The following is a 12,397-nucleotide window of genomic DNA, read 5'->3' as shown; positions in this document are numbered from 1 at the left end:
TATGAATACATTTACATTAGACAGTAAAGTCAAAGATGTTTTAGCAAGCCCGATTGGAAAAGATGTCATCAATAAGGTCCTGCTACAACTTGGATTACCCAGAACTCTAGTTCAAAACCCCGTAGTTGGTAATATGAAACTGAATACGCTCAAAAAAATTGGCGGTAAGAATGTTGATGACGATTTCTTTATAAAAGCACTCGAACTTCTTAATACTGAGCATCTTGAGCCACGAAATGATGTGATTGCAGTTGAAAGAAAGTGGTGGAAAGAAGCCGTCTTTTATCAAATTTATCCACGCTCGTTTATGGATAGTAACGGTGATGGTATTGGCGATATTAATGGTATTATTGCGAAACTTGATTACCTTAAGTTTCTTGGCATTGACGCTCTTTGGTTATCTCCTATCTATGATTCTCCAAATGACGACAATGGATATGATATCCGCAACTATCACGATATCATGGCTGATTTTGGTACTCTTGACGATTTCAAAAAACTTCTCGAAGAAGTACACAAACGCGATATGCGCATCATCATGGATTTGGTTGTCAACCACACCTCTGATGAACACCCTTGGTTTCAGTCGGCATTAGAAGATACTCATTCACCCTATCGTGATTACTATTTTCTGCGTCCAAACACCGATGGAACCCCACCGAACAATTGGACTTCATTTTTCAGTGGATCGGCATGGAATTACTATCCAGAGCAAGACTTATGGGGAATGCATCTATTTTCAAAAAAACAAATGGACCTCAATTGGGATAATTCCAACTTGCGCCAAGATATCATCACAATGGTAAAATGGTGGCTTGAAATGGGCGTCGATGGCTTCCGCCTTGATGTGATAAATTACATTTCAAAACGCGAGGTGCTTCCAAATGGCAGTACATTGATTGGTGAGATGATGGAATTTACAGGTATTGAGCAATATTTCTATGGACCGAAATTACACACATACCTGCATCAACTCAATCAAGAGGCCTTTAAACCTTTTAATGCCTTCTCTGTGGGTGAAACCCCCGGAATTGGTATGGAAATGGCAAAACTGTTAACGGGTGACTATCGCGAGGAATTGGATATGGTTTTCAACTTTGACCATCTCGAAACACCCGGACATGTTCGCTTTAATGAATATCGTTATGACTTAAACTACTACAAATCTTACATTATGGATTACCAAAATAATTACGGCAACCACTACTGGATGTCACTCTTTTATGAGAATCACGACAACCCGCGCATGATTTCCAAAATCGATCCGAATCCGCTATTTCGTGATGTCCTGGGTAAACTACTGGCAGGAATTCAATTGACACTTAAGGGGACTCCATTCATCTTTCAAGGGCAGGAAATTGGTATGGTAAACCAACAGTTTCGATCACTTGATGATCTTCGTGATGTCGAATCGATCAATAAGTACCACGAACTCATTGATCAAGGCATGAGTCACCATGATGCATTCCACCTTGTTTTAGCTGGTTCTCGCGATCATGCGCGGACTCCCGTCCAATGGAATGCAACCGGCGGATTCTCCCAGAATACACCGTGGATTCTTTCCGATGATGATTGCGTTCGATACAATGTCGAAGATCAATCCATCGATCCCCACTCAATCCTTAGCTTCTACCGTCAGCTAATTGCACTCCGAAAAGATAACGATGCCATGATTTATGGTGAAACATCCTTTGTTTACCCTAAGGAGAAACACTATCTTGGATATTATCGCAAACTTGGAAATGAGACCTTTTTCATTCAGGCCAACCTTTCAAATCTTGCCATCAAGCGTCACCAAAGAACAGGAAACTATCAGCCAATCCTTTCAAATTACACCCACCATCTGACACTTATGCAACCATATGAAATCAACATCTTTAAGATAAAAGAAAAAAGTAGACGACGCGCATTCTAATGCGTGTTGCCTACTTTTTTTACGAGTACCTGTTTCAAGGGTGTATACCCTTCCCTTTCGTAAAATCGTACAGCTGCGGTATTGCGCAACCACACATTCAAACGAATTTCTTTGGCGTGTACCGTTTGTTCTAGATGTTCCATGAGTTGATGACCAATTCGCTGACCACGCAGTGCTTCATTGACACAAAGATCATCGACAAAGAAAATATCATCCTCATACCAACCAATGCAATAGCCTTCAATTGTTGATTCATGCTCATAAACAAACATTACAATATGCAGTTCATCAATTAATGATTCAATTTCTCCTACTGTATATTTTGCCCGTCCATCGTCAAAATACTCTGGATACAGTTCGTGATGCCAATTGGCTATTTGTACTAATAATTCATGAATTCGTGGTGCATCATTGACCACCGCTTTTCGTATACTCATCTTAAACCTCTATTCTAGATTTGTTGTTTGAACACTGATTACAGTACTCTTATGAGACATGGTATTTACGAAATCACTAAAAGAGAACTTCCTACTGCCATGCACTTCAAACACACTAGTGTAAACACGCTCACTACCATACATGTTTACTTCATATTTTACCTGTGAATACGTAACCCCCATCGCTGTAAATACATCTTCAATTTCTGTTAGGGTTTGCTCACCATCTACATACTTGATATGAAGTTTTTCTGAAAAAGTGAGATTAACAATTTTCTTGGTAATAAATAAAATTAAAAACAAAAATATAAACCCTGGAATTGCAATTTCATAGTACCCCATTCCGAGGGCCAATCCCAAACATGCAACCGACCAAATCGAAGCCGCTGTTGTAAGTCCAGATATATTACGTTTTGTAACGATAATTGTTCCAGCTCCCAAGAAACCAATACCACTGACAACTTGAGCAATCAGACGGGCTGGATCAGAACGAATGGCTCCAGCAATGACAGGATCTTGCAATGCAATCTCAATTGCATGCATTGATATTTCTTGTTGGATTAGGGCAACAATTGTTGCACCAACCCCAACGACCATATGTGTTTTCAAACCTGCGTTTGAGTTATTTACCTCGCGCTCATAACCAATAATGCCCGCAAAGATGCTAACTAAAACAAGGCGTATTAATACGTCTTGAACAAGCATCACTCATTCCTCCTATTTGTCGTAAAGACTCTCTTTGATATCACTCAAGACTGTAGACAATGATTGTTTTTTGCCGATACGGTCTTGAACACTTAGTTTTTCAACATATGCCTTTGAAGCTGTCAGGCTCATGCCTTTTTCTTGGTGAACATGTTTTATTGCCTTAACTTTTTCACCGTTCCGGATGAGGCTTTTCAAATCTTCATCGCCAGCGTTATGATGTTGCATGTTGTGATTATTTGCAGCTAAGTTACTACGAGAGTCGACATATTCTTTGGCTTCAAGAAGACTCATGCCTTTTTCTTCACGTATGTATTTAATGGCCTTAACTGTTTGGTTGTTTTGAATCATCTTAACGACAACATCATCAACCGTTTCGTTGGTCGGAATGTGATTAAACTCTGCCGCAATGGTAATCGAATTATTGCTGTTTGCTTTTCTTTGATACGCATAATCTCGCTCAATTTGTCGCTCTGCCATGCGCCACTGAACGAGTTTAAAAATGATTATAATTAACAGTGCAACTACGAACCCTAATAGAAATTCCATGTCATACCTCGCTTCTATCCTCATTATACCAAATTTAAAGATGAGATTCTTTTATCCTTGTAGTTTTTGTTTGACATGGTAAAATATGAACATGATAAAAAACAACCCTTACCCTTATTCATTTGATAATAAACGTTATCAAACATACAACTATTTCACCCATGTAACTTATGGACAAAAGGCATTTAAAGTGAGCATTGATGCTGGCTTTACCTGTCCAAACCGTGATGGAACATGCGGAAGTGGTGGTTGTAATTTTTGCTCTGATCGCGGTTCTGGCGATATGATTCTTAAAGATCGTGATCTTGAGTTGCAAATCGACCACAGTGAAGCGATTATGCTCAACAAGTGGCCTGATGCCGCGCGCATCGCATATTTCCAAGCCTACACCAATACCCATGCACCCCTTGAAGAACTTATGGATTTGTACACGCCTTTCTTTAATGATGATCGTTTTGTAGGAATCGATATTGCCACACGCAGTGACTGCTTGGATGATGATAAAATCGCCTATTTCAAATCAATGAATCAATTGAAAGATTTAACCATTGAGATCGGACTCCAAAGCATTCACAAAGAAACTGGTGTGTGGATGAACCGTGGGCACGATCTCGATTCTGTCGAATCATGCATTCAGAAACTCAAACAAGCGGGCATTCGTACCTGTATCCATATTATCAATGGATTCCCTGTCGAAACACCCGCAATGATGCTTGAAACCGCAGATTTTGTAGCACGCATCAAACCCGATATGATCAAGATTCATATGTTACATATTATCAATGATACAAAATTAGGATATCAGTATAAAAAGAATCCCTTTGCAATGTTGACGCGTGAAGCGTATATCGATATCGTAGTTCAACAGATTGAGCGCTTACCGCAAGATATGGTGATTGCTCGCTTGACTGGTGATGGTATCGGAGCAGACCTTTTAGCACCAGATTGGACGCGACGCAAAACGGTCGTATTGAACGACATTGATAAACTTATGGTTGAACGTAATACATGGCAAGGTAAATACTACCAAAGGGAGATAACACAATGAAACACGCAATTCAAAAAGGCAATGCTCTCAGCCAACCACAAGGCATAATTCAACACGAGGCAACATCATCCATACGTCTTAATAAGTTCATCAGTGAGTCCGGCTACGCATCACGTCGCGGCGCTGATCGTCTGGTCGAGAATGGCCTGGTAACGATTAATAATGTCGTAGCCGAAGTAGGAACTCAGGTGTTTCCTGGTGATACAGTGAGCGTCGAGGGCAACATCATTGGTAAAGTGCAAAATCTTGTCTACATCGCACTCAATAAACCCGTTGGCATCACAAGCACAACAGATCCAAAAGATTCCAGTAATATTGTGAAATTCATGAACTATGAAGATACGATTTTCCCAATTGGTCGTCTTGACAAGGATTCGTTCGGACTTATTCTTATGACAAACGATGGCAACATCGTCAATAAGATCCTTCGTGAGGAATACGGGCATGATAAAGAGTATATTGTCTCGGTCGATAAACCCTTCAATCATGAGTTTGCATCCGCAATGTCAAATGGGGTTAATATATACAACCAAGCTGCACATATGATGCAAGTTACCGAACCCTGTGAAGTTGAATCACTGGGACCGAAAACATTCCGTATCATTTTACGGCAAGGTCTTAACCGTCAAATTCGTCGCATGACCAAGGCACTTGGTTTCAAAGTTGTTTCCTTGCAGCGCGTACGCATCATGAATATAACGATTGACAATCTAAAACCCGGTGAATGGCGATACTTAACTGCTGCTGAATTACAGGAGATAAACCATCGCATTGCACAATAAAAAATGTACACTACAATGAAGTGTACATTTTTTTACGTTCGATACTTTTTAAAACGCTCGAGATCACTTGTGCTTAGCACAACGGTAAACACTGCTCCTTCTTCATCGTATTCAATGGTTCCAACATCATAATTACTTGCGAAATAGTCCATCAGATTCATATCTGAAAACGGCAACTTCAGGACTACTTTTCGAAATTTAGGTGCCAATGCATCCTCAACAACATCAAGAAGCAAATCAATATCTGCAGGATTTTTTGCTGAAATGTAGATCCGTTGTTTGTAGTTTTGATTCATGGTTGCAAGGTCATCATGTTCAATGAGATCCATCTTATTAAATACTGTGACCATCGGTATGTCTGCGACACCTAAATCACTGAGGATTTTCTTGGTCGTATTTACTTGAATATCTAAGTGCGGATTTGATGCGTCAATAACATGAACAATACAATCTGAGAACGTTATTTCCTCAAGTGTCCCCTTAAACGCAGCTATTAAATGCGTTGGTAATTTCGAAACAAACCCTACGGTATCGGTTAAAAGAATCGATAGATTATTATTCAACTTTGTACGGCGCATGGATGTATCCAAGGTGGCGAAGAGCATGTCTTCTGCGTAAACAAATTTGTCATCATTGGATAATTTGAGGATCCCATTCATGATTGTCGATTTCCCAGCATTGGTATAGCCCACAAGAGATACGATTGGCAGATGCGATTTGAGGCGCTGTTTTCGATTCAATGTCCGATTTTCCTCAAGTTTCTTGAGTTCTGACTCAATACGATGAATATCCTTCAAAATATGACGGCGATCCAACTCAAGTTTTTGTTCACCCGGTCCTTTGGTTCCAATCCCACCACCCAAACGGGATAGATGTGTACTGTATCCAACAAGACGGGGTAAGCGATATTTCAACTGTGCAAGTTCTACTTGCAAGAGTCCTTCTTTGGAAGTCGCTCTGCTGGCAAAGATATCGAGAATTAAATTAGTACGGTCAATGATTTTACATTGAATGACTTCTTCAAGATTTCGCATTTGCGATCCCGTAAGTTCTTCATTAAAAACAACGGTATCAGCCTCGGTGAGCAATACTAAGGTTGCTACTTCTTCGACTTTCCCCTTACCAATATATGTTTTTGCGTTTACTTTTTCGCGGTTTTGAATTGTTTCACCAACCACAAGTCCACCCGCGGCAATCACCAGTTCACTTAATTCCTTCATCGACTCGATGATATTAAAATCACGTTGGCCTAAATCAACACCCACAATCACAACACGTTCTTGTCTAATTTCAGTTGTTTCCATAGTGCCCTCCATCTTTTTTATTCATTTACAGTACTTACAAAATAGGTCTTACTCATGCGCTCATAAAACAATTCGCGATTCTGCTTGAATGCAGTATATACCAAGTGGATTCCAAGGAATACGTACCACCCCAGTGTTAATGCAAGATACATCAATGTCGAAAGAAGATCGACAGCATTATTATCTAAAGCCATGGTATACAGGCTGTTGACAACTGCTGGACCTTGGTAAATTCCAATATAGAATAGGAGTCCTCTTAAAAACAATTGTGAGAGTTTCAATTCTCCAGTATGAGAAGTTACTTCAATTTTTAAAAGTTGTTGCATCAGCGTTCGTCCATGGTTTATGTATGCGAATACTACAAAGTATCCAAAGAACACAAGTGGGTTTACATAGAGTTCGGTTGAACTCGTAATTCCAATGGCTCTAAACGCCATTGTCAACATACTTGTTAGGACTCCAATAACCATAAGGTCCAGGTTGTAGGCGATAAAACGTCTGAGATATGTAACCCGTTGACCTTTGCGATAATTTAAAGTGTCAATCGTTTCACGGCTTGGGAAGAAGTATGTAATCGCTGGAGCAATGACAAAACCAATAACCCCACCTAATGTGTTCAACATCAAATCGTCAACATCAAACAAGCGGTACGGTCCCGAATAGATTCCATAAAGACCGGATAACTGCGTAAGTTCGAAAAAAAGTGACAAACAAAATGATAGAATCAGTGTTTCTTTAAAACTTCGATTGAAATAGTAGCGCAGATAGATTCCAAAGGGGATTAACATAATAATATTAAAGATTGGTTGTGTCACCACACCTTGCATCAAAGCAGGGAGATAGGTAGATGGTTGTGAGAGTACGAGTGTTGTCTCTCGAAAGAAATCCCCTATAAAATTAAACGGTATTAATTGCATCATATCACGGTAAGATGTTGTAACCGAATCCCGTGCGGGTAATGGCAAAATTACAAGGAAATAGGCGCATATCATGTAAAATAAAAAAGAATATAAAATAAGTGATCGGCACGTTGATACCGACCCATACTTACGGTATTGCACAATCATAAATGGAACCATAATCATGAAAACAATGCCTATAAAGATTATTGCTGCTTGTCGAATTGGGTAAAGATAAACTTGCATAATGCCTCGATTCTAGAACTCAAAAACAAATGACGTTTGGGTATTCGGTTCACTTTCAACTGTGATAATTATACCATGACGAACCGCAATTTGTTTAGCAATCGCCAAGCCAATCCCATTGCCCAACTCGTTATCAGTTCCCGACGTCTTGTAGAAACGATTGAATATTTTCTCTAAATTCTCCGGTGCAATCCCTTTCCCATAGTCTTGAATTGTTACTGAACGTTTGGATACGATAATATCAACACCCTTGTCAGGTGATGTGAATTTCAATGCATTGTCAAGAATGATTGTGAACATTTGTCGCAAGCGAGCATAGTCTGCGGTTTGCGGTTCAACGGTTTCTCTAACGGAAACGCGAACTGTTATGTTGCGGTTTTGAGCAGCAATGCGAAGACTTCTTACACTGTCGTTGATGATATCAGCGATGTTTACTGTCGTCATATCAAGGGAGAAATCGGTCGCATTTAATTTTGAGAAATCCAATAAATCATCAACTAATTTTTGCAGATGGACCACTTCTTGAATCATCGTTTCATGGTATGCAACATGGTCGTTTCGATCAAGGGTTGGTGTATCATGAAGCGTCTCAAGGGTGCCTCTAAGAACTGTAATTGGCGTCCGTAGTTCGTGCGATATATCGGCAAAAAATTCGTTTCTCATGTGATCCAAATTATCACGTTGAATTGCTGCTGCCTCCAATTGTGCAGACAGGATGTCAAGTGTTTTGGCCAAATCACCAATTTCGTCCGAGGATGATACTTCAGTTCGCACTTTATAATCACCTTTCGAGAGTTGAAGCGCGGTATCACTCATTTTCTTGAGTGGCTTAACAAAGCGATTGGACAAAATAATGGCAACGAGAACTGAGAGAAGCAACGCAACACCACTATTGATTAACAATACATGATAACCATGATTAATCACAGCATCAATCCCCGCAATCGGTGAGTGCAGCAGTACCGCTCCGACAATTTGCTTATCAGCGCCGATGATAGGAACACCAACAGTCACGGATTCAGAGTTTAGAAGTTCACTGAAACCGTCACTGAAAACTGTCTTCCCACCCAAAGCATCGAGAATAAGTTGTTCGCCACCGCGTGGAAGGTCACGAAGTTCAATATCTGCAGATTCTTGACCACGCTTGATTATTTTCAGATCAGGGTCGACAATCCAAACATCACCAATCGCAACTTCATCCAGCGCCTCCAAGTACGATGTAAACGCACGCCGTGAGCTCATATGTCCCATGTGCGAACTTGATTGCGTATTTTCTAAATGAACAGCCAAGGAGCCTGCAATCGTCTCTGCACGATACTGCAAATCTTGGCGTGCTTGATCACGGGTTGATTCGCGGAACATGGATGAGAAAGCAAAGCCAAGAATCAAAGCAAACACCAGCAAAGTTATTGAAAAATATAGAACGAGTTTTCGAGTCATTTTATGACGCATTATGATTCACCTCAAACTTATATCCCAATCCCCAAACAGTTGCCACTGCCCACCCCATTGAACCCTTGCCATCAAGTTTTGATCGCAACCGTTTTATGTGTGAATCAACCGTTCGACTGTCACCATAATAATCCGTCCCCCAAACCTTATCGAGCAGATTATCACGCGTGAATACACGATTTGGAAATTCCATTAAGGTCCATAGAATCTCAATCTCTTTCTTTGTAAGAAGAATCGGTTCATTATCAATGCGAACCTCATATTCATCCAAGTTTACCATTAATGAATCAATCTCCAATATGTTTGCGTTTTGAGTGTGACCAATACGTCTTAAAATTGCACGGATTCGCGCCATCACCTCAGCAGGAACAAAAGGCTTTACAATATAGTCATCGGCACCAATATCCAAACCCATGATGCGATCGTAATCATCACCCCGAGCAGTTATCATAATAATTGGAACATTGGAATGCGAGCGGATGCTTTTGCATACATCAAAGCCATCCATCACCGGCATCATGACATCCAATAAAATCATGGCAAAACGATGTTGCGCAACCAATTGTAGTGCACGTTCGCCATCCTCAGCAACATAAACATCAAATCCCTCTCGTTGTGCGTAGTCTTTCAATATATTCGTAATATTTTGATTATCATCTGCAATCAGTATTTTTTCCATGCTATCACCTGTAGATATGGTAGCATAGGCTGAACACTCATTTGTGTTATTTGTTTCCAATTTCGTCATAAATGTCATTGTTTCGCCACAATTGATTGGTATTCTTTAGTCAAGGAGGTTACTTATGAAACGAAATTATACATTACGCGTACTATCAGGTGTGTTTGTTTTATTCCTTGGTATTGTTGTTTCAACATCAATCGTTAATGCAACAGACAATTCGCAAACAATTGTTGATGTTATCGAAGACGACACATGGCACGGAAACCATCGTACTGAAGATTGTGCAAATTACCACGATCAAAATATGAACACACACATGCGCAATCGTGATGACTCCGGTCATTGCCACCGTCGCACACAATAAACGGAGAAACTATGAATAAAAAACTCATAATCGCAACCTTTGCAGTTGCACTCATTGGGTTGGGGGGATTGTTTTACATTTCAAGTCGCAATGATTCATCGCAAGCATTTCTTGAACACTATAAGCTTGCAGATATGAATACCGTTCAACTCATTGACTACTTGGATGGTTCGGATGTCAAACCCGAAGGTTTAAACGCTCAAATAACCGCATCAAAGCTCATTTTGAAAGACACTCAAGAAACGGTGACACTTGATATAAGCGATGAATTGTTTTACCTTTCATTTGCACCATATAATGATATCACTCATCCTTGCACCGACCATGTACCGACTGGATGTCAAGGAGAATTGGTGAATCGTGATTTTGAGGTTATCGTTAAAGATACCCTCGGCACAGAACTTTTTAGCGGTCGTGTTACAACGGCTAAAAATGGTTTTGCCGGAATTTGGTTACCACGCAATACCGAAGGTACAATTACAGTCACACATTATGGACAAATCGCTACAGCAAATATCAGTACATTTGCATCCGACCCAACGTGTCTCACGACACTCCATTTAAGTTAAAAGCCCTTCTCACCGAGGGCTTTTCTTATTGTCTAAATTTTCTTCGTCATTATCAATTCTTTTCCGACCCGGAAACACACTGTGGGCACGTTTCGCATCAAAATTCTCAATATCTTTATTCAAGAGCGCTGAACCACGTTTGATGGTATGAAATCCAAATTTATCGCGCAGCATGTCAATGGTTGTATCAATTGTATGCTCTTTTTGATCTTCAATTTGTGAACGCTCAAATAAACCCATCTGTTCCACAACCTTATCTTCATCAATCAATCTACTGACATTAACCCCAATACTTCGTAGGGGTAATGCATCAAAATCATAACTCTCAGAAAGTAGTGTCATCGCAACATTCAAAATGTCTCGCGTAAGATTTATCGGATGGTCTAATTTTCTGCGCCGACTGAAACTTTTTAAATTCACATCCCGAGGTGATACAGTGACAACATAGCCCCGCACCTTTTCGTCACGCATCCTTGAAGCAACACTTTCACACAACCTTTGCAGAATAATTTCTGCCTCGCGTAATGTATTGATATCATGAGGCGGTGTGGTGCTGTTACTAATACTTTTGGGTGGATCAACATGGCCAAATGCATCCACTTCGCTCGCGTCCAGTCCATTTGCATAGCGCCACATTTCACTTCCTTTCAAACCAAACTGATGCTCCAGTTTCTCAATTGGGGTTTGCGCAAGATCTCCAATCGAAAAAATTCCCATGGCGTTAAGTTTGGGTTTTGTTTGTTGACCAATGAACAAGAGTGAATCAACGGGTTGTGGCCAAACAATTTCCTTGAAATTATAAGGCGTGATGATTGTCATTCCAGATGGTTTGATCAAGTCACTCCCTAATTTCGCAAACACCTTATTCCAACTCACACCTACAGAAACAGTTAAGCCATATTCCTCAAGTACACGGTTTTGAATTTCATAGGCAATATCAAAGGGTTTCCCAAAAAGGTGCGCAGATTCCGTAATATCAAGCCACGCTTCATCCAAACCATAGGATTCAACTTTATCCGTATATTCGCGATAAATATCTTTCACTAATGATGTGTAATAGACATATTTATCATACTGAGGGGGTACAACACGAAGCGCAGGACATTTTTGGAATGCATCGCGAAGCGTCTCAGCAGTGACGATACCGAATTCTCGTGCTTTAAGATTACGTGCAAGTACAATTCCACTTCTTTTTTTCTCATCGCCACCAACACACATCGGACCCTTGCGAAGCTCTGGATTCATCATTTCCTCAATTTGTGCAAAGCAATGGTTGATATCAATATGAAAAATTATTCGGTTTGGCATGGCATCACCCCATTTCATGACTTGATTATACCAAGAGTTTACGACGAATTCTGTCATCTTCCCAAATTTCACGTCGTGAACACGCGCACACGCTATACTGTACTCATGAAGTCACTTCCAGATTTCATGATAATAGA

13 protein-coding genes are annotated in these 12,397 nt (G+C 40.3%); 5 read left to right on the top strand and 8 right to left on the bottom strand.

Features of this window, described 5'->3' with window-relative positions:
• Window position 1: 1 nt before the first annotated feature.
• On the top strand, window positions 2-1,915 hold the full coding sequence (locus G7062_RS04790; protein WP_166064793.1) for an alpha-glucosidase: 1,914 nt from the start codon (window positions 2-4) through the stop codon (window positions 1,913-1,915).
• Here the strand turns inward: G7062_RS04790 and G7062_RS04785 are convergent.
• Genes G7062_RS04785 through G7062_RS04775 form a run of 3 tightly spaced genes read right to left on the bottom strand, consistent with a single transcriptional unit; the run spans window position 1,912 to window position 3,606 of the window.
• Entirely contained in the window at window positions 1,912-2,352 is a 441-nt protein-coding gene (locus G7062_RS04785; RefSeq protein ID WP_166064792.1) for a GNAT family N-acetyltransferase, read from the bottom strand. The two genes, G7062_RS04790 and G7062_RS04785, sit on opposite strands and share 4 nt — an antisense overlap.
• Before the next feature lie 9 nt (window positions 2,353-2,361).
• Window positions 2,362-3,057, bottom strand: a complete 696-nt coding sequence (locus tag G7062_RS04780) for an MgtC/SapB family protein (RefSeq protein ID WP_166064791.1) — start codon at window positions 3,055-3,057, stop codon at window positions 2,362-2,364.
• Between the two features lie 12 nt (window positions 3,058-3,069).
• The gene (locus tag G7062_RS04775; RefSeq protein ID WP_166064790.1) at window positions 3,070-3,606 is read right to left on the bottom strand and encodes a hypothetical protein; all 537 of its coding nucleotides are present in this window, start codon (window positions 3,604-3,606) and stop codon (window positions 3,070-3,072) included.
• 85 nt (window positions 3,607-3,691) lie between these two features.
• Here G7062_RS04775 and G7062_RS04770 point away from each other — a divergent pair, with 85 nt between their 5' ends.
• Both G7062_RS04770 and G7062_RS04765 read left to right on the top strand, forming a co-directional pair.
• Complete coding sequence (locus G7062_RS04770) at window positions 3,692-4,654, top strand: TIGR01212 family radical SAM protein (protein ID WP_371741488.1); 963 nt, start codon at window positions 3,692-3,694, stop codon at window positions 4,652-4,654.
• The gene (locus tag G7062_RS04765) at window positions 4,651-5,436 is read left to right on the top strand and encodes a pseudouridine synthase (protein ID WP_205700153.1); all 786 of its coding nucleotides are present in this window, start codon (window positions 4,651-4,653) and stop codon (window positions 5,434-5,436) included. Before G7062_RS04770 ends, G7062_RS04765 begins: the two co-directional genes overlap by 4 nt.
• Window positions 5,437-5,468: 32 nt before the next feature.
• Here G7062_RS04765 and hflX read toward each other — a convergent pair whose 3' ends face one another.
• Genes hflX through G7062_RS04745 form a run of 4 tightly spaced genes read right to left on the bottom strand, consistent with a single transcriptional unit; the run spans window position 5,469 to window position 10,016 of the window.
• On the bottom strand, window positions 5,469-6,740 hold the full coding sequence (gene hflX / locus G7062_RS04760) for a GTPase HflX (protein WP_166064789.1): 1,272 nt from the start codon (window positions 6,738-6,740) through the stop codon (window positions 5,469-5,471).
• A 17-nt stretch (window positions 6,741-6,757) separates the two neighbouring features.
• Entirely contained in the window at window positions 6,758-7,885 is a 1,128-nt protein-coding gene (locus G7062_RS04755; protein WP_166064788.1) for a VanZ family protein, read from the bottom strand.
• A gap of 12 nt (window positions 7,886-7,897) precedes the next feature.
• Window positions 7,898-9,337 carry an ATP-binding protein gene (locus G7062_RS04750; RefSeq protein ID WP_166064787.1) on the bottom strand — a complete coding sequence of 480 codons (1,440 nt, stop codon included), beginning with the start codon at window positions 9,335-9,337 and terminating at the stop codon, window positions 7,898-7,900.
• On the bottom strand, window positions 9,327-10,016 hold the full coding sequence (locus G7062_RS04745) for a response regulator transcription factor (RefSeq protein WP_166064786.1): 690 nt from the start codon (window positions 10,014-10,016) through the stop codon (window positions 9,327-9,329). The genes G7062_RS04750 and G7062_RS04745 overlap by 11 nt, the downstream gene beginning before the upstream one ends.
• A gap of 124 nt (window positions 10,017-10,140) precedes the next feature.
• Here G7062_RS04745 and G7062_RS04740 point away from each other — a divergent pair, with 124 nt between their 5' ends.
• Both G7062_RS04740 and G7062_RS04735 read left to right on the top strand, forming a co-directional pair.
• Complete coding sequence (locus G7062_RS04740; protein WP_166064785.1) at window positions 10,141-10,383, top strand: hypothetical protein; 243 nt, start codon at window positions 10,141-10,143, stop codon at window positions 10,381-10,383.
• Window positions 10,384-10,394: 11 nt separating this feature from the next.
• Entirely contained in the window at window positions 10,395-10,952 is a 558-nt protein-coding gene (locus G7062_RS04735) for a CueP family metal-binding protein (protein WP_166064784.1), read from the top strand.
• Between the two features lie 9 nt (window positions 10,953-10,961).
• Here the strand turns inward: G7062_RS04735 and G7062_RS04730 are convergent, their stop codons facing one another.
• Window positions 10,962-12,317 carry a DNA polymerase IV gene (locus G7062_RS04730; protein WP_240915983.1) on the bottom strand — a complete coding sequence of 452 codons (1,356 nt, stop codon included), beginning with the start codon at window positions 12,315-12,317 and terminating at the stop codon, window positions 10,962-10,964.
• Between the last annotated feature and the right edge of the window lie 80 nt (window positions 12,318-12,397).

The sequence above is a fragment of the Erysipelothrix sp. HDW6C genome, assembly GCF_011299615.1.
GTDB lineage: Bacteria > Bacillota_I > Bacilli_A > Erysipelotrichales > Erysipelotrichaceae > Erysipelothrix.
Note: the sequence above shows the minus strand (reverse complement) of the source record. Positions and strands in the feature narration are given on the sequence as shown.